Origin of the sequence: Thalassospira lucentensis (assembly GCF_032921865.1) — a bacterium.
Taxonomy (GTDB): Bacteria; Pseudomonadota; Alphaproteobacteria; order Rhodospirillales; family Thalassospiraceae; genus Thalassospira; species Thalassospira lucentensis_A.
The window spans coordinates 764,320-790,196 of the sequence record NZ_CP136684.1; the positions used below are offsets into that span (position 1 = coordinate 764,320).

At 55.3% G+C, this 25,877-nt stretch carries 27 protein-coding genes; 16 read left to right on the forward strand and 11 right to left on the reverse strand.

The features are described from left to right. Together R1T41_RS04155 and R1T41_RS04160 are read left to right on the forward strand one after the other, a co-directional pair. On the forward strand, nucleotides 1-1,272 hold the full coding sequence (locus R1T41_RS04155; RefSeq protein ID WP_209220363.1) for a cytochrome b: 1,272 nt from the start codon (nucleotides 1-3) through the stop codon (nucleotides 1,270-1,272). Then, complete coding sequence (locus R1T41_RS04160) at nucleotides 1,265-2,041, forward strand: cytochrome c1 (protein WP_114120622.1); 777 nt, start codon at nucleotides 1,265-1,267, stop codon at nucleotides 2,039-2,041. The genes R1T41_RS04155 and R1T41_RS04160 overlap by 8 nt, the downstream gene beginning before the upstream one ends. Before the next feature lie 73 nt (nucleotides 2,042-2,114). Here the strand turns inward: R1T41_RS04160 and R1T41_RS04165 are convergent, their stop codons facing one another. Continuing rightward, the gene (locus R1T41_RS04165; protein ID WP_317340155.1) at nucleotides 2,115-2,927 is read right to left on the reverse strand and encodes an ABC transporter substrate-binding protein; all 813 of its coding nucleotides are present in this window, start codon (nucleotides 2,925-2,927) and stop codon (nucleotides 2,115-2,117) included. A gap of 59 nt (nucleotides 2,928-2,986) precedes the next feature. Further along, complete coding sequence (locus R1T41_RS04170; protein WP_231858115.1) at nucleotides 2,987-3,808, reverse strand: methyltransferase domain-containing protein; 822 nt, start codon at nucleotides 3,806-3,808, stop codon at nucleotides 2,987-2,989. 155 nt (nucleotides 3,809-3,963) lie between these two features. Here R1T41_RS04170 and gloB point away from each other — a divergent pair, with 155 nt between their 5' ends. After that, complete coding sequence (gene gloB, locus R1T41_RS04175) at nucleotides 3,964-4,734, forward strand: hydroxyacylglutathione hydrolase (RefSeq protein ID WP_317340158.1); 771 nt, start codon at nucleotides 3,964-3,966, stop codon at nucleotides 4,732-4,734. A gap of 14 nt (nucleotides 4,735-4,748) precedes the next feature. Here the strand turns inward: gloB and R1T41_RS04180 are convergent, their stop codons facing one another. Then, nucleotides 4,749-5,996 (reverse strand): ROK family transcriptional regulator, encoded by a 1,248-nt coding sequence (locus R1T41_RS04180; protein ID WP_317340159.1) that lies wholly within the window; start codon nucleotides 5,994-5,996, stop codon nucleotides 4,749-4,751. A 230-nt stretch (nucleotides 5,997-6,226) separates the two neighbouring features. Here R1T41_RS04180 and R1T41_RS04185 point away from each other — a divergent pair, with 230 nt between their 5' ends. The 4 genes from R1T41_RS04185 to R1T41_RS04200 all read left to right on the forward strand — a co-directional run bounded on the left by R1T41_RS04185 (nucleotide 6,227) and on the right by R1T41_RS04200 (nucleotide 9,944). Beyond that, the gene (locus tag R1T41_RS04185; RefSeq protein ID WP_317340161.1) at nucleotides 6,227-7,255 is read left to right on the forward strand and encodes a sugar ABC transporter substrate-binding protein; all 1,029 of its coding nucleotides are present in this window, start codon (nucleotides 6,227-6,229) and stop codon (nucleotides 7,253-7,255) included. 190 nt (nucleotides 7,256-7,445) lie between these two features. Next, complete coding sequence (locus R1T41_RS04190; RefSeq protein ID WP_097052039.1) at nucleotides 7,446-8,528, forward strand: ABC transporter permease; 1,083 nt, start codon at nucleotides 7,446-7,448, stop codon at nucleotides 8,526-8,528. Continuing rightward, nucleotides 8,525-9,313 carry an ATP-binding cassette domain-containing protein gene (locus tag R1T41_RS04195; protein WP_062948091.1) on the forward strand — a complete coding sequence of 263 codons (789 nt, stop codon included), beginning with the start codon at nucleotides 8,525-8,527 and terminating at the stop codon, nucleotides 9,311-9,313. The genes R1T41_RS04190 and R1T41_RS04195 overlap by 4 nt, the downstream gene beginning before the upstream one ends. Nucleotides 9,314-9,317: 4 nt before the next feature. Next, the gene (locus R1T41_RS04200) at nucleotides 9,318-9,944 is read left to right on the forward strand and encodes a nucleoside triphosphate hydrolase (protein WP_317340162.1); all 627 of its coding nucleotides are present in this window, start codon (nucleotides 9,318-9,320) and stop codon (nucleotides 9,942-9,944) included. A gap of 21 nt (nucleotides 9,945-9,965) precedes the next feature. Here the strand turns inward: R1T41_RS04200 and R1T41_RS04205 are convergent, their stop codons facing one another. Further along, nucleotides 9,966-10,769 carry a class I SAM-dependent methyltransferase gene (locus tag R1T41_RS04205; protein WP_317340164.1) on the reverse strand — a complete coding sequence of 268 codons (804 nt, stop codon included), beginning with the start codon at nucleotides 10,767-10,769 and terminating at the stop codon, nucleotides 9,966-9,968. An 83-nt stretch (nucleotides 10,770-10,852) separates the two neighbouring features. Beyond that, the gene (locus tag R1T41_RS04210) at nucleotides 10,853-11,722 is read right to left on the reverse strand and encodes a LysR family transcriptional regulator (protein ID WP_317340166.1); all 870 of its coding nucleotides are present in this window, start codon (nucleotides 11,720-11,722) and stop codon (nucleotides 10,853-10,855) included. A 123-nt stretch (nucleotides 11,723-11,845) separates the two neighbouring features. On the opposite strand from R1T41_RS04210, the gene R1T41_RS04215 reads away from it, so the two are divergent. Continuing rightward, nucleotides 11,846-12,439, forward strand: a complete 594-nt coding sequence (locus R1T41_RS04215; RefSeq protein ID WP_317340168.1) for a cysteine hydrolase family protein — start codon at nucleotides 11,846-11,848, stop codon at nucleotides 12,437-12,439. Nucleotides 12,440-12,507: 68 nt separating this feature from the next. Here the strand turns inward: R1T41_RS04215 and phbB are convergent, their stop codons facing one another. The 3 genes from phbB to R1T41_RS04230 form a co-directional block, all read right to left on the reverse strand. Then, nucleotides 12,508-13,230, reverse strand: a complete 723-nt coding sequence (gene phbB, locus R1T41_RS04220) for an acetoacetyl-CoA reductase (RefSeq protein ID WP_062948099.1) — start codon at nucleotides 13,228-13,230, stop codon at nucleotides 12,508-12,510. A 248-nt stretch (nucleotides 13,231-13,478) separates the two neighbouring features. Next, nucleotides 13,479-14,651 carry an acetyl-CoA C-acetyltransferase gene (locus R1T41_RS04225; RefSeq protein WP_062960838.1) on the reverse strand — a complete coding sequence of 391 codons (1,173 nt, stop codon included), beginning with the start codon at nucleotides 14,649-14,651 and terminating at the stop codon, nucleotides 13,479-13,481. Between the two features lie 205 nt (nucleotides 14,652-14,856). After that, nucleotides 14,857-15,318 (reverse strand): Lrp/AsnC family transcriptional regulator, encoded by a 462-nt coding sequence (locus R1T41_RS04230; protein WP_114109642.1) that lies wholly within the window; start codon nucleotides 15,316-15,318, stop codon nucleotides 14,857-14,859. A gap of 125 nt (nucleotides 15,319-15,443) precedes the next feature. Between R1T41_RS04230 and R1T41_RS04235 the strand changes: the two genes are divergently transcribed. Both R1T41_RS04235 and R1T41_RS04240 read left to right on the forward strand, forming a co-directional pair. After that, nucleotides 15,444-16,460, forward strand: coding sequence for a nucleoside recognition domain-containing protein (locus R1T41_RS04235; RefSeq protein ID WP_317340172.1), 1,017 nt, complete (start codon nucleotides 15,444-15,446; stop codon nucleotides 16,458-16,460). A gap of 220 nt (nucleotides 16,461-16,680) precedes the next feature. Then, nucleotides 16,681-17,151: a hypothetical protein gene (locus tag R1T41_RS04240; RefSeq protein ID WP_317340174.1), complete on the forward strand. Its 471-nt coding sequence runs from the start codon at nucleotides 16,681-16,683 to the stop codon at nucleotides 17,149-17,151. Nucleotides 17,152-17,162: 11 nt separating this feature from the next. Here R1T41_RS04240 and R1T41_RS04245 read toward each other — a convergent pair whose 3' ends face one another. Beyond that, nucleotides 17,163-17,813 carry a GntR family transcriptional regulator gene (locus tag R1T41_RS04245; protein ID WP_062948109.1) on the reverse strand — a complete coding sequence of 217 codons (651 nt, stop codon included), beginning with the start codon at nucleotides 17,811-17,813 and terminating at the stop codon, nucleotides 17,163-17,165. A gap of 291 nt (nucleotides 17,814-18,104) precedes the next feature. Here R1T41_RS04245 and R1T41_RS04250 point away from each other — a divergent pair, with 291 nt between their 5' ends. The 5 genes from R1T41_RS04250 (at nucleotide 18,105) to R1T41_RS04270 (ending at nucleotide 22,795) form a co-directional block, all read left to right on the forward strand. After that, nucleotides 18,105-19,241 (forward strand): amino acid ABC transporter permease, encoded by a 1,137-nt coding sequence (locus R1T41_RS04250; RefSeq protein ID WP_317340177.1) that lies wholly within the window; start codon nucleotides 18,105-18,107, stop codon nucleotides 19,239-19,241. A 2-nt stretch (nucleotides 19,242-19,243) separates the two neighbouring features. After that, complete coding sequence (locus tag R1T41_RS04255; protein ID WP_317340178.1) at nucleotides 19,244-20,320, forward strand: amino acid ABC transporter permease; 1,077 nt, start codon at nucleotides 19,244-19,246, stop codon at nucleotides 20,318-20,320. Between the two features lie 22 nt (nucleotides 20,321-20,342). Then, a complete protein-coding gene (locus R1T41_RS04260) occupies nucleotides 20,343-21,386 on the forward strand; it encodes a transporter substrate-binding domain-containing protein (protein WP_317340181.1) in 1,044 nt (347 codons plus the stop codon). A 139-nt stretch (nucleotides 21,387-21,525) separates the two neighbouring features. Next, nucleotides 21,526-22,305 carry an amino acid ABC transporter ATP-binding protein gene (locus tag R1T41_RS04265; protein ID WP_411045501.1) on the forward strand — a complete coding sequence of 260 codons (780 nt, stop codon included), beginning with the start codon at nucleotides 21,526-21,528 and terminating at the stop codon, nucleotides 22,303-22,305. A 13-nt stretch (nucleotides 22,306-22,318) separates the two neighbouring features. Next, entirely contained in the window at nucleotides 22,319-22,795 is a 477-nt protein-coding gene (locus R1T41_RS04270) for a hypothetical protein (protein ID WP_317340183.1), read from the forward strand. A 23-nt stretch (nucleotides 22,796-22,818) separates the two neighbouring features. Here the strand turns inward: R1T41_RS04270 and R1T41_RS04275 are convergent, their stop codons facing one another. Together R1T41_RS04275 and R1T41_RS04280 are read right to left on the reverse strand one after the other, a co-directional pair. Then, entirely contained in the window at nucleotides 22,819-23,895 is a 1,077-nt protein-coding gene (locus tag R1T41_RS04275; protein WP_317340185.1) for an alpha/beta fold hydrolase, read from the reverse strand. After that, complete coding sequence (locus tag R1T41_RS04280) at nucleotides 23,876-24,703, reverse strand: hypothetical protein (RefSeq protein WP_317340187.1); 828 nt, start codon at nucleotides 24,701-24,703, stop codon at nucleotides 23,876-23,878. The genes R1T41_RS04275 and R1T41_RS04280 overlap by 20 nt, the downstream gene beginning before the upstream one ends. A 323-nt stretch (nucleotides 24,704-25,026) precedes the next feature. Between R1T41_RS04280 and phaR the strand changes: the two genes are divergently transcribed. Beyond that, nucleotides 25,027-25,641 carry a polyhydroxyalkanoate synthesis repressor PhaR gene (gene phaR, locus R1T41_RS04285; RefSeq protein WP_062948121.1) on the forward strand — a complete coding sequence of 205 codons (615 nt, stop codon included), beginning with the start codon at nucleotides 25,027-25,029 and terminating at the stop codon, nucleotides 25,639-25,641. The last annotated feature ends 236 nt before the right edge of the window (nucleotides 25,642-25,877 follow it).

Below are 25,877 nucleotides of genomic sequence, written 5' to 3' on the forward strand. Positions count from 1 at the left end.
ATGATGAGTGCACCCGTCTGGAATAACAAAGTGGTGAAATGGGTCGATGATCGTCTTCCGATCATTTCCATGCTGCACCATTCCGCATATGAATATCCGACCCCGAAGAACCTGTCCTATATGTGGAACTTTGGTTCTTTGGCCGGTTTTGTTCTGGTGACGATGATCCTCTCCGGGATTTTCCTGGTGATGAATTATACGCCGCATACGAGTATGGCGTTTGAATCAGTCGAACGCATCATGCGCGATGTGAATTATGGCTGGCTGATCCGCTATATCCACATGAACGGCGCGTCGATGTTCTTCATTGCCGTGTTTATCCATATTTTCCGCGGCCTGTATTACGGGTCTTACAAAGCTCCGCGCGAAATGCTGTGGTGGATCGGTATCCTGATCCTTCTGGCGATGATGGCAACCGCCTTCATGGGCTATGTCCTGCCGTGGGGCCAGATGTCCTTCTGGGGGGCGACGGTTATTACCAACCTGTTCTCGGCCTTCCCGATCATCGGTGATCCGCTGGTGACCTGGCTGTGGGGCGGTTTCTCGGTCGATAACCCGACGCTAAACCGGTTCTTCTCGCTGCATTATCTGATGCCATTCGTCATTCTGGGCCTTGTCGTCCTGCATGTCTGGGCATTGCATTCCGTGCGGTCGAACAACCCGACCGGGGTTGAAATCAAAACCCCGCAGGACAGCATACCGTTCCATCCGTACTATACGATCAAGGACCTGTTCGGTCTGGGCGTGTTCCTGATCTTCTTTAGTGCGTTTGTGTTCTTTGCCCCGGATTTCCTTGGCCATCCGGATAACTACATCCCGGCCAATCCGCTGGTAACCCCGCCGCATATCGTACCGGAATGGTACTTCCTGCCGTTCTACGCGATCCTGCGGTCAATCGATTTCACGATCTTTGGCATTCCGGCAAAGCTGCTGGGCGTGCTGGCAATGTTTGCGTCGATCGTGATCCTGTTCGTTATTCCGTGGCTTGACACCTCGAAGGTTCGCAGCTCGAAATTCCGTCCGGTTTACAAATGGTTCTTCTGGCTATTTGTCATCGACACTTTCGTGCTCGGCTATTGCGGTGCAAAGGCACCCGATGATTACTTCATGGGGATCGAGGGCCTTAAGGTCATCGTCATGGGCCAGCTTTCAACGCTGTACTACTTTGTGCATTTCCTTGTGGTTATGCCGCTTGTGGGCAAACTGGAACGACCCAAACCGCTTCCGGCGAGTATCAGCGAATCCGTTCTCAAGGAGGGGGCAAATGCGTAAATTTGCACTTACCGCCATGGCAGCCGCATTTGCCCTGACTGCCCTTGCCGGCACGGGCGCAAAAGCCGCCGGTGACGCGCCGGTTCCGCCGTCGCAGGACTGGAGCTGGGACGGGTTGTTTGGCACTTATGACCGTGCCCAGTTGCAGCGTGGCTTCCAGGTTTACAAAAACGTCTGCGCAGGCTGTCACAGCCTTCGCTTCATTGCGTTCCGTAACCTTCAGGGCATCGGCTTCAATGAAGACCAGATCAAGGCAATTGCAGCGGACTATGAAATAGAAGACGGCCCGAACGATGATGGTGACATGTTCACCCGTCCGGGCAAGCCGTCCGATTATTTCCCGTCGCCCTTTGCCAATGAAAAGGCTGCGGCTGCTTCAAACGGCGGGGCAATTCCGCCGGATCTGTCGCTGATGAACAAAGCCCGCGTAGCAGGCCCGGATTATGTTTTCGGTCTGCTGACCGGTTACGAGGAAGAAGCCCCCGAAGGCTTCGACCTTTCGGAAGGGAAGCATTACAACCACTACTTCCCGGGTCATCAGATTTCAATGGCACCGCCGCTTTATGACGAGGCAGTTGAATATACCGATGGCACGCCAATGACGATGGAACAGCATGCGCGTGATGTTGTTGCGTTCCTGAACTGGACAGCACAGCCGGAACTTGAAGCCCGCAAATCCATGGGCCTGAAAGTTATCCTGTTCCTGATCGTTCTGACCGCGATGCTGTATGCGGTGAAACGCAAAATCTGGCGTGATGTCGAACATTAATCGTTCGAGTATCTGCTAAGACGTTAAAAGCCGCCGGTTCCCCCGGCGGCTTTTTTGCGTAGAGACAGCAGACCTAATACGCGAAATATTCCGTGACCAGCCGGTCGATTTCGCCGCTTTGCTTCATATCAAGCAATACACGGTCAAGGTCATTGGCGAACTTATCGCGATAGGGCCATTTGCCATCGGGATCCGGGCCGAATGCGACATAACCGAATTCGCGCGCAATGATCGCGACCTCGTTGAATTTGCGCGCAATGTCCGGGTCCGTGCGCAATTCACGCAGGCCCGCCAGGATGGCCATCCGTTCATTGACATAACAATCCACCCGCCCGGCCATCAGAAAGCGCAGATTGCTTTCGGTGGTGTTGCCTTCTTCAAGTTCGATATCGCCCTTCTCGACCATATCGAAAAAGGGGGTTCCGGCCATACGATAGCCGGCATTATTGGCAAATCTGGCACCTTTGAAATCGCGCGGGAAATGGTCGAGCCGATGGCTTCGGACATAGTCGTCATTGCAGATCGCAACCACCGTTTCCTGAAGGATCGGCACGGAATAACGTTCAATCCAGTCCCGGCTTTCACGATAATAGGGCGGGAAATATCCGAATATCTGCCCGGATTGCAACAAATCCATGCCCCGTTTGAACGGCATGGCGGCAAAGCTTACATGATAGTCGGGCAGTTTGCGGAATGCCTCGCGCAGGATGCGGACATAAATTCCGGCGGGCTGAACGCCATCTTCGAGATAGGCATAGGGGATATTGTTTTCCTCGCCAAACAGTTCGATCCGTATCGGTTCCTTCGCCGATGCAGTACCGCACAATAACAGCGATATCAGCGCAGCCCGAAGCCACGTTGCCCTTTTGCCAATCCCGTTATGCATTTTTTCTTGTTTTCCCAGCAAACGCCAAGACTGTTATTTCGCGATTGCAGCAACAAAGGTCAATCCCCGGAAGCGGCGCAATCTGATTTCCCGGCTGGATCATCGGCGCGTTTTTCGCATGTCAGCAGCTTGCCCTGATGGCTTTGATTGCCATCGGCCGGGCGCAGGGGTGGCACGGAAACCGGGATATGCACAAGGCGGCGCTTGCGCGCCGGAGTACCGGTGCTGGCGTAAAGCTGTTTGCCGGCTTCGACAATCGAGACACCTGCAAATGCCTTGAACAGACGCGATCCGACATTTTCAAATACCTGCGACCAGCGCAGCAGAAACCGTCGCTGGGTCGGGGGCAGGAACAATGCACGGCTGTGCTGCACGGGCAGAAACATATTTTCGCGCATCAGGTTTTGAAGCTGCGACACGCTATAGGGATGGCCAAAGCCAAAGGGTGTATTTTCAGACCAGGACCAAAGCGAGCTTCGGTTCGGTGTTACCACCACGATCCGGCCATTGGGGGTTAAAATCCGCCAGCATTCGCGCATTAGACGGCGCATGGAATCGGAATGTTCAACCAGATGCACCAGCAGGATGCGGTCGACCGAGCTGTCAGGCAGCGGCAACATGGTTTCTTCGGTCAGGGCGACATGGTTGGGATCATCGGCCGGCCAGTGCACGCACCCCTGCTGGGCAGGCATAAAAGCCAGTACGCGTTCCGCCTCGCCCATGAAGGGGCGCAGATAGGGCGTAGCATAACCAAAACCAAGCACGCGCATGCCGCGCACATCCGACCACATGACGCGCAAACGGCGCCGGATCAGACGGCGGGCAGCCTGCCCGAGGCTTCCGGCATAAAAGCGGTGAAGATCAACAACATCCTGACGCATGAAAATAGCCTAGCATCGAGTGATACGGGCGGGAACTTATTTACGTACCCGTAGCCTCATAGAAGCGTAAAAACTTTGCATGATGCGTGATTGTTTTAAGAAGCCGCAACCTGTTAGGCTAGCCGCAAACAGCATTCACAGATGTGAGGTCGGCCATGTCCGCAGGCGACGTTTTTGTCATTCCGTGTCTTTCCGATAACTACACCTATCTGGTGCGCTGCCATGAAACCGGCACAACGGCGATTGTCGATCCCGGCGAAGCAGGCCCGGTGATCAGCGCGCTTGAAGATCGCGGCTGGTCGCTTGATATCGTGATCAATACCCACCATCACAATGATCATATCGGCGGCAATGGCGAGCTGATCACCAAATACGATGCAAAGCTTGTTGGCCCCAGGGCAGAAACGGCACGCATTCCTGGCATGGATCAGAAAGTTGCCGAGGGTGATACGGTTATGATCGGTAAGCTTTCCGGGCAGGTGTTTGACGTGCCAGGCCATACCAGCGGCCATATCGCATTTTATTTCCCGGCGGTATCGGCCCTGTTTTCGGGCGACAGTTTATTTGCGCTGGGCTGCGGACGGTTGTTTGAAGGAACGCCTGATCAGATGTGGCAATCGCTGCAAAAGTTTCGCGATTTACCGGGCGAGACGCTGGTCTATTGCGGGCATGAATATACCCAGTCCAATGCCCGGTTTGCCGCAACGATTGAAACTGGCAATGTCGCGCTTAAGGCGCGCTGTGCCGAGATTGACGATCTGCGCGCACGCGGTATCCCGACCATTCCATCACGTCTCGACAAGGAACTGGCGACCAACCCGTTCCTGCGCGCCGATCATGCATCGGTCGCCAGCGACCTTGGTATGGAAGGGGCAACTGCCGCCGAGATTTTTGCCGAAATCCGGGGGCGGAAGGATCGGTTCTGATGATCTGGTCCTGATCAGGCCATCTGTTTGAACAGGACGTTCTGATCAAGCAAATATCGCGAAAACAATGGCAGGCTGGCCGCACCGATGGCGCGGGCGGCACTGCCGACCACACCCTGTTCGATATGCGGGGTGGCGATGCCCTGCAGGTCGAGTTTCAGCGTTGCCTTGCGCGTGGCATCGACAATTTTGGCGCAGACATCGGCTGGGAAGCCGCCATCGACAATCACGGCTTCGAAATCGATTACCGAGCAGACCGAGGTAATGGCAATCGCAAGGCCGCGCGCGGTGTGATCAATCCAGAGATCAAGGGTTGCGCCAAGCTGATGCCAGTAATCGGGATCTTTCCACAAACGGGCGGGATCGCGGCCTTCGCGGGTCAGCATTTCTTCGAGCACGAAGATGGATGCCTGATCGATCAACTGGCTGGGATGGCCGGAACGCGAGGGCACAGGCATCGAGCCAAAAGCTCCGGCATTGCCGGTTTTACCAGCATAAAGCGCCTGATTAAGCACCACACCACCGCCGATGAACGAACCGATAAAGAAATAGGCAAAGTCGGAATAATTCGGCCCCGCCCCAAAGACCAGTTCCGCCCCGCAGGCCGCCGTTGCATCGTTCTGCTGAAAGACCGGAAACGGTACGATTTCGCCAATGGTATCGATCAGATCGACTTCGCGCCAGGCGCTCATATCTTCGGGTGGTGCGCCGACTTCTTCGACCCAGTTCCATAATTCAAACGGCGCGGCAATGCCGATCCCGGCGATGCGTTGGCGCTGGGCGGGGGATAACCCGCCGGACAATTGTTCGACCGAGGCGCGGACGAATTTGCGGATGCCATCGGGGGTCGGGTATTTATAGGCTTCGTTCAGGCTGGCCCGCACCGTGCCGACAAAATCCATTAGGATCAGTTCGGCACTGCGTCGTCCGATTTTAAGGCCGAAGGAAAAAACACCATCCGGGTTAAGCGCCATCGGGATCGATGGTTTGCCAACCTTGCCGCGCACCGGATCGCCACGTTTAAGCAGGCCATCCTTTTCAAGGGCGCGCATGATCACGGAGACGGTTTGGGCGGACAGGCCGGAAAGACGGGCAATATCGGCCTTGGACAATCCGATATTGCGGCGGACCAGCGACAGCACCAGCCGTTCATTATAGGCGCGCACGCGCAACTGGTTCGCACCCCCGCCCGGATGAAGCGGACGCGCTCCCTGCCCCTCATCCCCGGTGATATCCGGGTTGGTATTCAGTGAAGCTGTCATTGGTATCCGTTGTCCTCCCACTCGGGTCCTTTATTGCCCGATTGCTAATAAGAGTGACAGGATTAATTAATAAATCAATCGGATTTATTAATTGACAGCTTCACGCATTTGGTGTGTCGTAGGCAACAGACAGGCGCAAAAGACGTGCGTAACGATACGTTCCACCTGTCGCAAAATGAACAAATCCGGCCAAAATGGCCGAACATCAGGTTATTCCTGGGAGGAAACAGATGAAGAAGACTCTTGTTGGCGCCACCCTTGGGGCGCTTGCGCTTGGCCTTGCCGTTGCACCCAACGGGGCCAAAGCCGATGAAATCGGTGCCTGCCTTATCACCAAAACCGACATCAACCCGTTCTTCGTGAAAATGAAAGAAGGCGCACAGGCGGCATCTGTTGCCAATGGTGTCAACCTTTCGACTTTTGCCGGTAAAATCGATGGTGACCATGAAACCCAGGTGCAGGCGATTAAATCCTGCATTGCATCGGGTGCAAAGGGCATCCTTCTGACCGCATCGGACACCAAGGCGATTGTGCCGGTTGTCAAAAAGGCGCGCGATGCAGGGTTGCTGGTAATTGCCCTTGATACACCGCTTGAACCGATTGACTCGGCCGATGCCACCTTTGCCACCGATAACTTCAAGGCCGGTGAGCTGATTGGTCAGTGGGCCGCGGCCAAACTTGGCGATGAGGCCTCGGATGCGAAAATCGCGTTTCTTGACCTGACGCCAAGTGCACCATCGGTTGATGTGCTGCGCGATCAGGGCTTCATGAAAGGTTTTGGCATCGACATCAAGGATCCGAACAAAATCGGTGATGAAGATGATCCCCGTATTGTCGGCCATGACATCACCAACGGTAACGAGGAAGGCGGCCGCAAGGCGATGGAAAACCTGTTGCAGCAGGATTCCGAAATCAATGTCGTCTATACCATCAACGAACCGGCCGCTGCCGGTGCCTATGAGGCGCTGAAATCGTTTGGCATGGAAGAAGGCGTTCTGATCGTGTCGGTCGATGGTGGTTGCCCGGGCGTTTTGAACGTCAAGGATGGCGTGATTGGCGCGACATCGCAGCAATATCCGCTTGATATGGCCTATAAGGGGATCGAGGCGATCAAGTCCTGGGCCGAAAGCGGTGAAAAACCGGCCAATTCCGAAGGTCTTAACTTCTATGATACCGGGGTTAACCTTGTGACCGGCGATCCGGCAGAAGGCGTTCCGTCGATTGATATCGAGGAAGGCATGAAACGCTGCTGGGGCTAGGCCCCTTAGCGTGACGATCTGATATTCGAGGAGGGCGGTCATAAACGCCGCCCTCTTGTCCCACAAAAAGGTTACACTTGGTCAGCCCCTACCCGATGCAAACCGTTCATCAGAACCGGCGGGGGCATGTGATGAGCCGTTGCGCATGCCTTTTCGCAACCGATATTCACGACCAGGCCGGGAGGAAGCGATGAGCGAAACTGCTCGCACATCTCGTACAAAACAGGAATACGAACAGACGCTTGACGCCAGCGACAAGGCGGTTGCGCAGTTCGAACATAAAAGCCGGAACTTTCTGGATGCCACGCAGCATTTCCTGCATGGCAATCCGACGATGGTGCCGGTCATTGTCCTTGTCATTTCGATTATCATTTTTGGGGCGCTGGCGGGATCGAAGTTCTTTTCGCCGTTCAACCTGTCGCTGATCGTGCAGCAGGTTTCGATCATCGGCATTCTGGCCGCCGCTCAAAGCCTTGTGATCCTGACTGCCGGGATTGATCTTTCGGTCGGTGCGATCATGGTGCTGATGTCGGTCATTATGGGGCAGCTCGCGATTACGCTTGGCGTTCCGGCACCGCTTGCGATCCTGATCGGGTTTGTCGGCGGGATTCTGGCCGGGATGTTGAACGGGTTTCTGGTCACCCGGATCAAATTGCCACCCTTTATCGTGACGCTGGGCACGTGGAATATTTTCTTTGCGCTGAACCTTTGGCTTTCGGGCGCGCAATCGATCCGCAGCCAGACCTTGGATGAAATCGCACCGCTTTTGAAATTCTTTGGCGAAAGCATCGCGATTGGCGGGGCACGGATCACCTATGGCTCGGTCCTGATGCTGGTGATTTTTGCAGTCCTTTGGTACATCCTGAACCATACAAGCTGGGGCCGGCATGTTTATGCGATTGGCGATGACAAGGAAGCCGCCGAACTTTCGGGCATTCGCACCAACCGCACGCTTATCATGGTTTATGGTCTGGCCGGGCTAGTATGTGGCATTGGTGCCTGGGCATCGATCGGGCGCGTTGGCTCGGTATCGCCGCAAAGTTTTCAGGAAGCAAACCTGCAGTCGATTACCGCAGTTGTGATTGGCGGCATTTCGCTGTTTGGCGGACGCGGGTCAATCATCGGCCCGTTGATCGGGGCGTTGATCGTTGGCGTGTTCAATTCGGGGCTTCGGCTTGTCGGGGTTGATGTTCTTTGGCAGGTGTTTGCGATTGGCTGGCTGACGATTATTGCCGTTGCCATCGACCAGTGGATCAGAAAGGTATCGTCATGAGCACGGATAAAAAGCCGGTCTTGAGCGCACGCGGTATCGTTAAACGCTATGGTCGTGTCACCGCACTGGATCAGGCGGATTTTGACCTTTATCCCGGTGAAGTCCTTGCGGTGATCGGCGATAACGGTGCGGGAAAATCATCCCTGATCAAGGCGCTTTCGGGCGCGATCACGGTTGATGAAGGCACCATCGAGCTTGATGGCAAACCGGTGCGTTTTTCATCACCGATGGAAGCCCGCGAAGCCGGGATCGAGACGGTTTATCAGAACCTTGCGCTTTCCCCTGCCCTTTCGATTGCGGACAATATGTTCATGGGCCGCGAGCTTCGCAAACCGGGTTTCATGGGCAAGTATTTCGGCGCACTGGACCATAAGGGCATGCAGCGGATTGCGCGTGAAAAGCTTTCCGAGCTTGGCCTGATGACCATCCAGAACATCAATCAGGCGGTCGAAACGCTTTCGGGTGGGCAGCGCCAGGGGGTTGCAGTTGCCCGTGCGGCGGCCTTTGGATCGCGCGTCGTGATCATGGATGAACCGACCGCGGCATTGGGCGTCAAGGAAAGCCGCCGGGTGCTGGAACTTATTGCCGATGTCAAATCGCGCGGCATGCCGATTGTGCTGATTTCTCACAATATGCCGCATGTGTTCGAGGTGGCGGATCGCATCCATGTTCATCGTTTGGGTAAACGTCTGTGTACAATCAATCCAGATGATTACAGCATGTCGGACGCGGTTGCCTTCATGACCGGCGCCAAGGAACCACCCGAAATATCGGCGGCGGCATGACGGGATGACACCGAATATCGAGACCCTGACCGCGATGATCAGGGACAAACGGATTGGCGATCGTCGCCTCCTTGTCGCGATCGCCGGGGCACCAGCCTCGGGCAAGTCAACCTTGTCCGAACGGCTTCATCACCATCTGGGGGGTGATGAGGCCGGGGCTGTTGTCGTGCCGATGGATGGATATCATTTCGATGATGCCATCCTTTCCGCACGCGGCCTCCTTCCGCGTAAGGGATCGCCGGAAACCTTCGATACCGGCGGCTTCAAGCGCACCCTTGATGCCATTCGCGACGACATTGACGATGTTTATGTGCCGGTGTTTGACCGCAATCTGGAACTGTCACGCGGATCGGCGCGATGCGTTTCACGCGGCCATCGGATCGTGATTGTCGAAGGCAATTATCTGTTGCTCAACCAGTCGCCATGGAACCAGTTGGCAGGCCTGTTCGACCTGACCCTGTTCATCGACATACCGCTTCCGATTCTGGAAAAGCGTCTTGTGCAACGGTGGCTTGATCATGGCCATGACGAACCAGCAGCACGGCAAAAAGCATCGGATAATGACATCCCCAACGCACATACCGTTCAGAAAGGCAGCATTCTGGCCGATATCACGATTACCGCGGTGTAATCATCGTTCCATCAACAGGAATTACCGTTCTTTTCGCAACACCAGCGTATAGCACATCGGGATCTGGGCTTTCCTGTCTTCATAGATATCAAATTCAGTTTCCCGATTTGAATGCGGATACTCTTTAAGACATTCCAGCTTTAATCCGGCCGCGACAGCCGCAGACACGATTTCGCCCATCGTGTAGGAAAACCACCATGAAACCGGCCCCTGCCCGCCATCAGATCCGTCATAGGTGATGGTATCTTCGTTCGCGTGTGGTCCACGGTCAAAATAAGACTGGGAGGGTGAAAACGGATCAGCAGCAGACGGATCAAACATTTCAAGAAACGGGTGAATTTCATAGATAACGAGCATCCCATCCCGGGCCAGCAGCCCTGAGACAGCATCGAAGAAACGTTTCAGGTCCGGCATCCAGTTCAGAACGCCGATGGTAATCAAACCAAGGTCAAAATCGCCCGGTATGTCTTCCGGCAATTCGTAGATGTCCGCACAGAGGAAATCACATTTCCGTCCCGACAGATGCGCCAGCTTCCGGGCTTGCGCGAGAAATGCATCGGATTGATCAATCCCAAGCACAGTTTTTGCGCCCATGGCCGACAAGGACAACACTTCGCGACCGTTATTGCAGCACACCTGCACGACGCGTTTTCCCGCGACACCGACATCCGCCAGCGTTTCCCACAAGGTTTCGTCGAATGTCGAAAAATCGGCTTTCGCAACCTCGGCCAAAAGTCTTTGCCAGGTTTCACCGACTTCATGCAACGGTGCGGAGACATCCCATGCAGCACGGTTGGCCGATGTGTATTTTTTGTGCTCGTCCATGGCCTGCCCCTGCTCGCCGCATAAGTTGTAGTATTTCAACAATCACAACCAATACATCGCACTGTCAAACAAACAGTGCAGGATCACACGGATTTAATTGCCGCACTGCCAGTCAGCACATCAGACACCCATTCGGCGACAACCCGCACACGCGGCACATGGCGCATGTCCTGATGGATCAGGAGCCAGATTTCGCGTCCCTCCGGCTCGATATCGGGTTTGCGCGTAAGCCCCGGGACGCGATCCCCCAGGCATCGTGGCAGCAGGGCAAAGGCATTGGCCGAACACGCCATCGTCGCCATGATGGACCCGCTATTGGAACGGCTGATGGTTTGGCGGTTAGGGAAATGGCGGTTGAGCCATATCTGTTCGGGCTTGTCGGCAAACGCGTCGTCAAGATCGACCCACGGTGCATCGGTCGGGTCATTGATCCCATCGGGACCATAAATACCGTATTCCATCACACCGATTTTCCGGATGTGAAATGCCCCGGTTTGAGGCCGGGCAAGGCGTAGCGCAATATCGGTTTCGCGTTGCGGCAGACTTAGATTGCGGTTGCCGCCAATCAGTTCGACGCAAAGGGATGGATGGTTTGATGTCAGTTCCCCCAGACGCGGGGCGATACAGTTTTCAAAAATCACATCCACCCCGGCAACACGAACAACACCCGATATTTCCGGACGGGCTACCTTTTCCGACAAAGTGCCATTTGCTTCGAGCAAGGTACTGACTTCGGCCTCCATCGCCCTTGCGGTTTTCAGAAGGCTTTGTGCGCGCAATGTCGGGCGCATCAGGCCATCCCGACGCAGCAGAACGGGAAAGCCGGTGGCTTCTTCAAGGCGGGCAATACGGCGCGCAATCGTCGTCTGGTTGACGCCAAGTTCACGCGCGGCCGCACTCATGGTATTTGCGCGGCAAACGACGGCGAATGTCCGCAAGGCTTCCCAATCCATGGATCATCATCCGGTTATGATTTCTGCATATACGCAGATCATATCTGCAAACTGACGGATTTAAACTGCAAACATGCAGATGCATGATCAGGCCATCCAAATGACTTTGAAAGGACAGCCACCATGAGTGCACAATCCATCTTTGAAATTCTTGGCGTTGAACTGCCGACCGGATCGGTTCGTGATGCGGCATTGATCGTGATTGATGCCCAGGAAGAATATCGCAGCGGGCGGTTGAAGCTATCAGAGCTTGAACCGGCACTGGACAATATTGCCCGCCTGGTCGCCCATTGGCGTGCGCAGAACGGCACCCTGATCCATATCCAGCATCACGGACAGGGATTGTTTGATCCCGAAGGTCCGTATGCCGCGATCATGAACGAAGTTGCCCCTCATGAGGGCGAGCCGGTTCTGACAAAGAATGTGCCCAATGCCTTTGGCGGTACCAATCTGCGCGACCTGATTGATCAGGCCGGTTTGAAACATGTGGTGCTGGCCGGTTTCATGACACATGTCTGCGTGTCGACCACCGCACGTTCCGCCAACGAACAGGGATTACAGGTTACCATCGCCGGGGATGCGGTCACCACACGCGACCTGCCTGCAACAGCGAATCACGCCACCATCCCGGCCGCGGAATTGCACCGTGCCGAACTGACCATTCTGGCCGATGCATTTGCCAAGATTGTAACGACCGACGACGTTCTGAAAGCGTGATCATAAATGCAAAACACCCCGCAGCAATCTGCGGGGTGTTTTGATGAGTTTGAACGCAAGCAGTGCGATCAGAACATATGCTGTCCGCCATTCAGCGACAGACAGGAACCGGTGATGAAGCCGGAATTCGGACCACAAAGGAACAGGACGGCCTGTGCGATTTCCTCGGCCTCGCCCAGACGGCCGACCGGGATTTTGGCGATGATGCTTTCAAGGACCTTTTCGGGAACCGCGGCAACCATGTCGGTATTGATGTAACCCGGCGCGATGGTATTGACCGTAATACCTTTCCGCGCGACTTCCTGTGCCAATGCCTTGGTAAAGCCGTGCACCCCGGCCTTGGCCGCGGAATAGTTGGTCTGGCCAAGCTGACCGGCCTGACCATTGATCGATGAGATATTGACCACCCGGCCAAAGCCGCGTTCACGCATGCCATCCAGAACCGGCTTGGTCATATAGAACAGCGAACTCAGGTTGGTTTCGATCACTGCCTGCCAATGATCGACGGACATCTTGTGCATGAAGCCATCACGGGTGATACCGGCATTATTGATCAGGAAATCGACAGGGCCGACTTCGGATTCGACTTGCCGGATGCCATCGGCACAGGCATCCGCGTCCGCGACACTCCATTTAAAGGTCGCAATGCCGGTTTCGTCGGTGAAGGCGCGTGCGGCTTCGTCATTGCCGGCATAGTTTGCCGCAACCGTATAGCCCGCTTCCTTAAGCGCCAGGCTGATTGCCCTGCCAATTCCGCGTGTACCACCGGTTACCAGTGCTGTTTTTGTCATGGTCGCCTCCCTAAACTTCAGTCATCGAATTCATGTATCGGTATCCCGTAGTTTGCCCTTCTACGACATGCGAAACTTTAGTCCATAAAAAGAACTATAAACGTAACTTTATTTCTTCTCCATCATCCATGTCACGTGAAATGCGTGAACTTTGGTCGAATTTCATCTGCGTCCTCGGGTAAACAAACAGGGCAGCCCCCAAAGGAGGCCGCCCTGCACGTTTCATCCAATCAGATGGTTCGAAGCGATCAGCGTTCGACGCACAGTGCGACCCCCATGCCGCCGCCAATGCACAATGTCGCAAGGCCTTTTTTGGCATCGCGTTTCTGCATTTCGTAAAGCAGGGTGGTAAAGACACGTGCGCCTGATGCGCCGATCGGATGGCCAAGGGCGATCGCCCCGCCATTGACATTGACCTTATCGGTATCCCAGCCCATGTCGCGGTTGACCGCAATTGCCTGTGCGGCAAAGGCTTCGTTGGCTTCGATCAGGTCAAGATCACCAACCGACCAGCCAGCCTTTTCAAGAGCCTTGCGCGATGCCGGGATCGGGCCGGAACCCATGACGGCAGGATCAACACCGGCAGTCGCCCAGCTTTTGATCGTCGCAAGCGGCGTCAGGCCGCGTTTGGCGGCTTCATCGGCCGACATGACAATCAGGGCGGCGGCCCCATCATTGATGCCCGATGCGTTACCCGCGGTTACCGTGCCTTCCTTGTCAAACGCCGGGCGGAGCTTTGCCATGCCTTCGATAGAAGCACCGTGGCGCGGATATTCATCGGCATCGAAGATCACATCGCCCTTGCGTGAGGAAAGGGTGACGGGGGCGATTTCATCATTGAAGCGACCGGATTTCTGGGCGGCTTCGGCCTTGTTCTGGGACGCGGTCGCGAAGGCATCCTGATCTTCGCGGGTGATCTGCCATTTATTGGCGATGTTTTCCGCGGTATTGCCCATGTGATAGCCGTTGAAAGCACACCACAGGCCATCCTTGATCATGCTGTCGATGAATTTGACATCGCCCATCTTGTGACCGGCGCGCAGATTGGCGACATGCGGTGACATGGACATGTTTTCCTGACCACCAGCGACAACGATTTTGGCGTCACCCGCCATGATCTGCTGGGCGGCAAGGGCAACGGTGCGAAGGCCCGAACCACAAACCTGGTTGATGACAAAGGCGGTTGCGCTATCGGGGATACCCGCCGCGATGGCCGCCTGGCGTGCCGGGTTCTGTCCGGCCCCACCGGTCAGGACCTGACCGAAAATGACTTCGTTTACGGCATCCGCCTCGACACCGGAACGTTCCAGAGCCGCCTTGATGGCAACAGCGCCAAGCTCGTGTGCTGGGGTATTGGCCAGCGAACCGCTAAAAGCGCCGATCGGTGTGCGTGCTGCACCCACAATTACGACGTCTGTCATGAAACCCTCCGATTATATCTTGAATACGTTTTTCCCCGGACCCTGACGATCCTGCTGATCGGACCTGCAATCCGCCTACGATCTTATCGCGACGCAACAAAAAGCCAAGCATTGATACGCACCACTTTCGGACAGTTTTGTTTCCGGGTGTATGGGCCGGGCAAATCGGCGCAGATCCGTTATCCTCATAGTTTGCCTGAAACGGCTATAACGCAACCCCGACTTCATCCTTTAATATCTCGGTCGCGATATAGGTGCGGTACCAGACGATGTTGTCGTCCGCGTCAAACAGGGTTTCGCAAAGGGCGGTATATTCCGCCATGTCGCGCATATGCAGGACCAGAACACCGGTGACCTCGCCGGTGACAAGGTAACATTGCCGAACGGCTTCAAGGGTGCGGACTTTTTTGATAAAGTCCTGCCGGTAGCGGTTGCCATGGCGATGAAATTCCAGATTGATCACCGCGGTCAGTGGCCGCCCGACCAGTGCCGGGTCAATCACGACGACAGTTTTGCGAATAACGCCAGATTCGCGCAGTTTGGCAACACGGCGCAAACAGGCCGAGGGCGACAGGCCAACATGATCGGCAAGGGTTGCATTCGCGATATCCGCATTTTCCTGCAATATTCGAAGGATTTTGGTATCGATACGGTCAAGGTCGGCCAATATCTGCAACTCCGAAGCGCCAAGTGAAAAAATACGCCGTATTATTGCACAAAAGCACGTAATTTCGCCGCGTAATAATATGGTGGTTATGCGAGGATGCGCATCGTTAAACGAATGCCCCAAATATGACCCGCGTACCACCCAAGAAGCCCGGAACCTCGCGCCCCATGCATCGCTATTTCCTGAATTTGCTAAACCGCAGCCAGCGTTTGTTCATCACCCTGATCAAGGTCATGTTGCCGGTGATGATCATTGTGCGCATCGCCGATGAATTCGGCGCGGTTGCCTTTACATCCGATCTGTTATCCCCTGTCATGAGCCTGATCGGGTTGCCGCCCGAGGCAGGCCTGATCTGGGCGACCTGCGCACTGGTCAGTATATATGGCGCGGTCGGGGCGTTTATCGGGTTATCCGCCCATCTTGATATGACAGCGGCGCAGCTCAGTGCGCTTTGCGCCATGATGCTGTTTGCCCATGGGCTTCCGGTCGAGCAGGCAATTGTCAAAAGGGCCGGGGCCAGCTTTGTCGCGACGACTGCACTTCGGCTTGGCACGGCGGTGTTTTACGCCGCACTGGTCACATGGATCAGCGACACCACCGGATGGCTCTCCGAACCGGTTGATTTTTCATGGATGGCCGGCGGTGAAACGGTTATAGCCGCCACTGGCCTTGAAGGCTGGATCGACTGGACCATCCAGACAGTCAAATCACTTGTTGTCAGCTTTGCAGTAATTGTCGGATTGCTTGTGCTACTTGATATTCTTGAAAAAACCGGCATTACCGACCGCATTACACGCGGCATGATGCCGATCCTGCGGGTGTCGGGCCTGTCACGCGATGTGGCACCGGTCACGACCATTGGGGTGTTGCTGGGCCTGACCTATGGCGGGGCGCTGATCATTGACGAGGCCCGCAAAAAGAACTTCCCGCCGCGCACCCTTTTTCTGTCGCTAAGCTGGCTGTCGCTGTCGCATTCGCTGATAGAGGATACGGCGATCATGCTGGCCCTTGGTGCAGATATCTGGGTTGTTCTGGTCGGGCGGGTGATCCTGACATTGCTGATCATTGCCGCCCTTGCACGTCTGACGCTGCGCTGGCAGCGTGAACCGGAACAACTGGCGACGGATTCTGCCAGTTCCTGAAGAAACCCGGGTTTGATATCACTGACTTACTCAGTAAGCCGCGAATATCTGAAATGTCACAGTGACAGGGCTTGCCCGCGACTATGGCGCGTGTAGAGTGAGCAGAATTAAAATTTCTGTCAGGATCAAAACGGGGTCAAGGTCGGGTTTAATGTGTCAGGACATGTATATCCGTGCCATTTTACCTGTGACGAATGGCCAGAAGACCGGAATCATCCAGATGGCGGTCCCCGGATACGATGTTGATGAAAGCGGTAATCTGGCGATGGACTTTGGCCGTTGTCAGGCAGCCCTGGCAGAGCTGAAACGGCTTCATGTGCGTCATTATGTGTGTCTGACGACGCTGTCCGAGATCGGGCCGGAGGAAACCGGCGATATTCGCAATCTGGTCACGCGGCAGGGCATCACAAGCCATCACCTTCCGATAGAAGATTATGCAAAGCCGGACGGGAATTTTTTGAGCGCATGGCGAAAAGTGTCGCCACAATTGCAGGCATGCCTTGATGCCGGGGACGGGGTTGCGTTGCAATGCCTTGCGGGCTATGGCCGAAGCGGCACCGTTGCCGCCCTTTTGCTGATAGAGCGGGGAATGGCGCCAGACATTGCGATAGAGACCGTAAAGAGGATAAGCGGTGAATCGATAGAAAGCAGCGTACAGTTGGACTTTCTGCTATCCCGGTCTGCCCTGTAAAAATTGACCGTTCAGCTTTCCGCCGCGTCAAGCAACGCACAGTAGCTTAACAAGGTTTCTGCGCGCAGGCGGAAATATGTCTGAAAGTCGCCCTTCTCGATCGGACCGATCAGTTTTTCAAATTCGGTCCGGATCAGGTTGGTCGCAAGATCAGGGAAGCGTGCCGACTGATGCACAAGCCCCGGAACGGTGCGATAAAACAGCATATCATCGGTACGTTTCAGAACATCATCCGCAATCAGCCCTGCTGTCAGAAGATGGACATCTCGGAGCACGCTCCAGAATTTTTCACGCTCTGCATCCGCCGAAAGACGCGATACCCGATAATAAAGCGGGGCAATCGACGCCTCGATATCCTGGGGCGTTGCGGTGATGCCAAGATCATCAATGATGCGATAGATGCCCGAACGGATCTGCAGCCCCTGGCGTTGGGTTTCCAATGGCTGATCCTGCACCGTGGTACCGACACCGACCTTGACCACCGCGAGTTTTTCGTAAGCAAGCCGCTGTAGCACCTGGCGGATCGGCGTGCGGCTGACCTCGAACTCCTTGCCAAGTTCCCCCTCATACAGCACAGCGCCGCTTTCATAGACACCCAGACAAATGCGTTCACGGATGGCTTCGTAAATAATATCGACGCTGGATTTCTGTGTGGCTGTCATGCGCTCTGTTCTTTTGTTCGGACCAGAGTCGCATTGAGAAAACGTCAAATTCGCAACCGATCATGGCCTATTCAATGAAGAATGGTGTACATGTATGCACCCATAATAGCAATGGCAAGATTTCATATTTCGGCCTGAAATCCGCTGATAACTGCGACTCAACAGATATCACTCGCGCCTACCCACCATTATTTATTCCTTTGTCATATAAATATCATTTACTGTATAGCTGTATACAAGCATACTAGCTGCAATGCACAAGACACTCAAATCAGGGAATGGGTGATACGCATGCGTCTTCCAAGGTCACAGTTCTTCTGGCAATTGCTTGTTGTCGGTATCCTCGTCTGGCTGGGATATGTACTGGCCAGTAATATCGAAGCGAACCTGGCGAAATCGAACATCGTTCTGTCGTTCGACTTCCTGTCGGGGCAGGCCGGTTTCGATATCAGCGAGAGCCTTTTGCCGGTTTCATCGACCAGCAGCTATGGCAGCGTAATCCTAGCTGGCGTTCTCAATACATTGACCCTTGCATTCTGCTGCATAATCGGCGCGACCGTGATCGGCGTGCTGATGGGGATTTTACGAACAAGCGGCCATTATCTGGGAGAACGGGTTGCCGGATTTTACATCGAGATCACGCGCAACCTGCCCAAACTTCTGATCCTCCTTGCGCTTTATCTGGCGATGGTGACCGCACTTCCGGTGGTCCGCGAAAGCTGGTCATTTTTCGGTCTTGTCCAGATTTCGAACCGGGCGGTTTATTTCCCGGTCATTGAACAGGGCATCGGGCTTTATTGGGTGATCGCCATGCTGGTGATCTGGCCGGCCGCCCTTTTGATACTTGGCCGCGTTGCCCACCGGATACAGGAACGCACCGGCATCCGGTATCCGGTTGTCTGGCCGGTTTCGATTTTCATTCTGGCGATGATCGCAGTACCTGCGACGACGGGCCTGATTGAATATCCCCTGTCGTGGCCGGTTCTCAGGGGGTTCGATTTCGCCGGGGGCGGACGGATTTCGGTCCAGTTCCTTGTGCTGGTGCTGGCACTTTCGATCTATCACGGCGGGCAGGTCGCGGAACTTGTACGTGGTGCCATTCAGTCGGTTCCGATCGGGCAATTCGAAGCAGCACGCGCATCCGGGCTGAGCTTTGCACAGATGACGCGACTGGTCATTCTGCCGCAGGCCGTCCGGGCGGCCGTGCCATCGATGGGCAACCAGTATCTGAACATCACCAAGAACACCTCGATCGCGCTCGCGGTTGGTTATTCCGATCTGGTGTCGGTGATGACGACATCGATCAACCAGACATTCCGTCCAATCGAACTGATGACAGTGTCCATGGGTGTTTACCTTGGCATCTGCCTGATCGTTTCGTGGCTGGTCAATATCTATAACGCGCGAGTCCAGATGGTGAGGGCCTGATCATGGAACAAACTCTCCGGACCGGAAATGTCACGGCCCCCACCATCAGCCCTGTCACCATATGGCGCAAAAGACTGTTTGGAACCGTGCGCGACAGCGTACTGACTCTGATCCTGATGGCGGTGATTATCGCCTTTGTCCGGGTCGCGGTTGACTGGCTGTTTCTTGATGCGGTTACCCCGTGGCGGGATCGGGCCGCCTGTGCGGCAGCCACCGGGGCGTGCTGGCCATTTCTTGTCGAAAAGCACCGGCTTATCTTGTTTGGCACCTATCCATGGGAACACCAATGGCGCCCGCTGGTTGCCAGCTTGCTGCTGATTGCAGGGGTTGTCGTTTCGATGGTGCCGCGCTGGCAGGACAAGCGTCTGGCATGGCTTTGGATCTGCCTTGCCGTCGGGTTTACCGTTTTGATGCGTGGTGGCGTGCCAGGCCTTGAATATGTTCAGCCAGAACGCTGGAACGGCCTGCCGGTATTGTTGATGCTGGCGATTTTCGGACTGGTCTTTGCCTTCCCGCTTGGCATTGCATTGGCACTTGCGAGACATCAGGACCAATTGCCGGCCATTCGCGCAATTGCCGTTCTGTGGATCGAACTGGTCCGCGGCGTTCCGATGATCATGGTGCTGTTTCTCGGGCTGTTTGTTCTGCCACTTATGATGCCCGACGACATCACGCTCAATCCGCTGATCACGACCATGATCGCATTGGTGATTTTCCATTCCGCCTATTTTGCCGAGTCCGTCCGCGGTGGTTTGCAGACCGTGCCATGCGGGCAGTATGAAGCCGCCGACAGTCAGGGTTTGACCTGGCTGCAAAAGACCCGACTGATCATTCTTCCGCAGGCTCTCAAGATAGCGATGCCCGGAATTCTGAACACGGTCCTTGGCGCTTACAAGGACACGTCGCTCGTCGTCATCATCGGCATTCACGACATCATGGCCACAGCGAAAATGTCATTCAGCGACCCTGTCTGGCAGCGCTACGGGCTGGAAGCGTATTTGTTTGTAGGAGCCTGGTTCCTGGCAACCTGCTGGTGCCTTTCTTCCTATAGCAGATGGTTGGAGAGAAGAACTTCGTAACGGCATTTTAACAGGGAGCCAAATGATGAAAGTACGTTTTGCCTTGCCTGCTGCGTTTGCAGTACTCGCCAGTCTAACCACTCAGGTTCAGGCCGGCCCCGTCATGGATCAGATCAAGGCGGATGACAGCCTTGTCTGTCTGGTCAATACCAACTCGCCGGGCTTTTCAGTTCCGGACAGCCAGGGTGTTTATCAGGGTTTCAATACCGATTTCTGTCGCATGGCGGCGGCCGCGATTTTGGGCGATGCCAAGAAAGCCGATATTCGTGGCATCGGTTTTTCCGACAGCATGAAAACGATCGTCGCCGAAGGTGCCCACATGGCATCGCGTAGTATTACGCGCACCGGCACCCGCGATGCCAACCCGGGCATGCGGTTTGTGGCAACGACCTTCTATGACGGCCAGGGCTTTATGGTGCCCAAAAAGCTGGGCGTTACCAGCGCATCCGAGCTGAGCGGTGCGACGGTCTGTGCCGAGGAAGGCTCCACCACACTTCTGAACATTGCCGACTGGTTTGGCGATCGCAATATCGAATACCGCGTTGAAAACATCGCCGATAAAACGGCACGCCTGCAGGCATTCTTCTCGGGAAAATGCGATGTTCTGGCCAGTGATCGCACGGCATTGAGCTCGGACCGGTTGCTTGCAGAAAATCCCGATGATTTCGCCATCCTGCCCGACGTGATTTCCAATGAACCACTGACCATTCTGACACGCCCCGACGCGACACTTGAAACCGCTGTTTACTGGGCTTTTCAGGTCATGCTGAATGCCGAGGAAATGGACATCACGTCTGAGAATGTGGATGCGATCATGGCGGACCTTGCAAACCAGCCCCAGGGGGTTGTTCGCCTTCTTGCTGCGGATTCCGCAGTCGGCGAGATGGCCCAGCAGATCGGTCTTCCGGCTGACTGGAGCTATCAGGTGATCAAACAGGTTGGCAATTACGGCGAAGTATATGAACGCCACCTTGGCACCAAAACCACCTTTGGCATGGAACGGGCCGGAACGGTGAATGCGCTTAGCCGGGATGGTGGTCTGCTTTACCCCGATCCAATCCGCTAGATACCCCGGGGCGGGGCCGACCAATGAAGACAGCCTGCACGCACCTGTGGTCTGTTAGCAAGTCGGCCCCATTCTGCAGAAACTCGAAACCGCCCCGGAATACCGGGTGGCGGGGCGACATCCGCCCCGAAGAACAGGGATGGAAACCGTGAGCTTAGCAACAACAAGCCCGAACCCGCACCGTACCAGCATGATCCACATCCGGAACATGAACAAATGGTTCGGGGATTTTCAGGTACTTAAAGATATTTCACTCGACATTGCCGAAGGCGAACGACTGGTGATTTGCGGACCGTCAGGGTCGGGAAAATCAACCCTGATCCGCTGCATGAACGGGCTGGAGAGACATCATGCCGGCAAGATCGAAATTGCCGGAAACCCGATTTCGACCGATGGCAAGTCGCTTGCAAAAATTCGCAAATCGACGGGCATGGTTTTCCAGCAATTCAATCTGTATCCGCACCTGACCATTCTGGAAAACTGCGTTCTGGCACCGATGTGGGTGCATAAAACGACCCGTAAGCAGGCCGAAGAAACAGCCTTTCGCTATCTTGAACGGGTCAATATCACGGCCCAGGCACACAAATACCCCCATCAGCTTTCGGGCGGGCAACAACAGCGCGCGGCAATTGCACGCACTTTATGCATCAGCCCGAAAATCATGCTGTTTGACGAACCGACATCCGCCCTTGATCCGGAAATGATCAAGGAAGTCCTTGATGTCATGGTCGACCTTGCGCGCGAAAATATTACGATGATTTGCGTCACCCATGAAATGGGTTTCGCACGCCGGGTCGCCGACCGGATGGTGTTCATGGACCAGGGCGAGATTGTTGAAACCGCCACACCCGATGCGTTCTTTGATGCGCCACAGTCCGAACGCAGCAAGGCCTTTCTGGCCAAGGTATTCAGTCACTAGAAAGTCTCTTTATATGAAGACAATCTTATTCGTCTGCACCGGTAACACATGCCGGTCCCCGATGGCGGCCGCCATTACACGCCAGTATGCCCTGCAGCATAAATTGCCAATTACCCTTCGTTCTGCCGGCCTTCACGCCCGTGAAGGCGATACCATCACCCCTGAAGCAGAATTTGCGTTGCGCCAGATCGGCATCACCGAAAATCACACGAGCCGGGGTCTTTCACGCGAAATCCTTGAAAGCAGCCATGTGATTTTTGTCATGGAAGCCTGGCAGGCAGAAGCAATAGAAGCCAGCATGGAAAGCTATGCATTTCCATGCCCGCCCCCGGTTCGAATGCTTGATCATGGGGCAGATATTGTTGATCCGCTGGGCCGCGGGCAGGCCGTATATGACGAACTGGTTTGTCGTTTCCGTGAACTGATCCCTGCCCGGCTATCCGAACTTGAAATCAGCGCCACTGCCGAAAGCCGCCGCCGCAACCCCTAGCATCACCTCAAAAGAGATTGCACTCAGTCTTCCCGAGCAAGCCAATCAAGCATCGGCACCCAGGTTGATTTTTCCGCGCGCGATCCTACCATCATGCCGATATGACCGGCCGATGGGTGCAATTCGGTTCGCATATCTTCCGGCAGGGCCGCGAAAAGAGCCTGCGCGCTTTCGGGCGGGACGATCCGGTCATTTTCCGGGATGACGGCAAGTGTCGGGCAGCTGATATCTGTCGGGTTGATATCAATGCCGTCGATCTGCCATTCGCCCTTGGCCGGTTTGTTTTCCACATACCAGCCGATCAGACAGTCAATCGCCACCCGGCGGGTCAGTGGCACACCGTCATTCAGCCAGTCTTCAAGGGCGACAAAATCATCGGCCTTGGCCGAACTGGCCGGGATGGATGCAAAGCGGCGAAATTTTTCACCAATCATGAACGGGTCAAGGCTTGCAAACAGGCTTTGCAGCACATCGACCGGCAGGCTGTCATGGATCGACAGCATATGGGGCAAGGACGGCGCGAAGGCCGCGGCAATGCGCCCCTGTGTCGGACCGGCCGCCATGAAATCCCAAGGGGTCGCCAACAGCACCAGACGCGATACCTGCGCGGGATCCAGCAGGGTCGCGGCCAGCGCCAGCACGCCCCCCATGCAATAGCCGATCATCGGCACCGGCCCGCCATTCATATCGGCGATATCCTGAAGGGCGGTGACCAGACGACCGGCGATGTAATCATCAAGGCCGTAATTGACTTCTTCTTCGCCGGGATAGCCCCAATCGACCAGAAGCGGCCGGTATCCGGCCTTGGCCAGAAAGCGGGCGAAGCTGCGTTTTTTGTTCAGATCAAGGATATAGCCGCGGTTCACCAGCGACGGCACCAGCACGACAATGCCAAGCGGGCTTTTGGGCTTGGCATCTTCGACCGCACCGTAATCAAGAATGCGGGTTGCACCATCTTCCCAGATCACCGGCGCATCATCGGCACCGCGTTTATAGCCATGTTTCTGGTAGGCGCGCACACCGTCATGAAAGGCCGACTGGCTGGCAAAGGCGACACGATCAAGTGCCTGCGCGATATCGTCAGGATGATGGTTTTCCATCTCGCTCAGGAGTTTCTTCGCCTGCTCCTGCAGTTCCGGCCTCCAGGGCAGAAATTGTTTCCTGAAGATCGGCAATGCGGCGCGCGAGCTGAGCCAGCTCGTCATCTCGACCGCCAGATGCATCGCCAGCGGCCTTGGCCCCGCGCGACGATTGCTTGCCCTTTTCGGCGGGTTTGTCTGCTGTCGGTTTTGCGCGCTCATTTTTTCCCTGCCCCGTTTTCTTGCTTTGGCCTGTCTTGTCTATCCTGCCTGCGGCGGCCTTGGCCGTATCGGCATCTTTGGTGGCTGCGTCCGGATGGGACGTTTCATCGGCGCTGGTTGCGCCCGTCATTCCGGCCATCGTCGCCATATTTGGCGGGAAAGGCCCACCGGGTGGAAAACCGGGTATTGCCATTTTTGACATCTGATTGAACATGGCCGCCATCGGATTGACCGCCGGGTCCATCGGCGTGCCCTTCATCATTTCCGGGATCGCTTCGGGCATCAAACCCGCTGTCATACTCGGAAAACCGCCCGGAACAGCGCCGGGAAAAGCCCCGGGTTTCTGGCCGGTTGCCAGTTGCCCGATCAGCTTGCCCCATGCCTCGAATCCTTCGCCGATCCGCGATGTATCAGCCCCGAGCGATGCATAAAGCCGCCCGATGGCGCTCGCCGCGTCGGCACCATCGGCCGTTGCGGCAACCTGTTCGCGCCAAAGGTCCATGAACTGCTGGGCCAGATGATCAAGATGATCGTCAAGTTCATCCTCAAGGTTGTCATTGGGCAGATCGTCGGGATCCTGATCCTTTTTCGCCCCTGTGTCGGACAATGTTGCTTCCCCCGGTTCTGATACGGATCACGCAGATGACATGCGCCTTGTGACTGGCAAATACTATAGGGGGTTCGGGCCTGCACGAAAACCAAATCCATTGCTGCGTGGCAGCAACCGGGACCAGAGGTTGTTTTTCGCAGCGCACATCGCGTTGAACACTGGACACATTGGAATTTACACGGCACTCTTATGCACGCTTGAGCAGGCGCAAAATTCAAAATGCTGCGCAACATTCAAATTTGTGCAAACGCAAACAAGGTATTTCATACCGCACTGCCCAAGCCAAACGTCCGGGAAACAGGGAAGCAGGGAATAACGTCATGACCACGAAAAAATCAGATGATCAGGATCGCGTCGTTATCAAGAAATACGCGAACCGCCGCCTCTACAACACTGCGACCAGTTCGTATGTGACGCTTGACCACCTGTCGCAGATGGTCAAGGACAATACCGATTTCGTCGTTTATGACGCCAAGACCGGCGAGGATATCACCCGTCCGGTCCTGACACAGATTATTGTCGAGGAAGAAAACAAGGGGCAGAACCTGCTGCCGATCAGCTTCCTGCGCCAATTGATCGGGTTCTATGGCGACAGCCTTCAGGGTCTGGTACCGAGCTATCTGGAACAGGCGATGCGTTCGTTTGCGCATAATCAGGAACAGATGCGCGAATATATGCAGGGCACGATGCAGGGCATTTTCCCGTTCGGCCAGTTCGAGGAAATGAACAAGCAGAACATGGCGCTGTTTGAGCAAACCATGAAGATGTTTTCCCCCTTCCTTCAGGAAGAGGCCGACAAGGCCAACGGGAAAGCCGATGCAGCCCAGACCGGCAAACCGGCAAAAAATGACGCATCCCTTGATGACCTGAAAAGCCAGCTTGAAGCGATGCAGGCGCAGCTTAACAGTCTGGTCAACAACAAAGCCAGCAAGTAAACGGCCCCAAACCCGTTCATTTCAAAGCATCACGCAGAAAGCTCCGGATTTTCCGGAGCTTTTTTGTTTTTGCCTGCGTGTGTCGCGGCATCATTCCTGCATAAACTTTTCATTAACGTTTTTCACCGCCCGGCACCTGTCGCAAGGCGGCAATTTTTGCCGGGTTTACGCCCCCTTGAATGGAGTCCCTTGCATAAGACCAGTTAAATACCCCGGTTAAACGCACAAAACCGCAA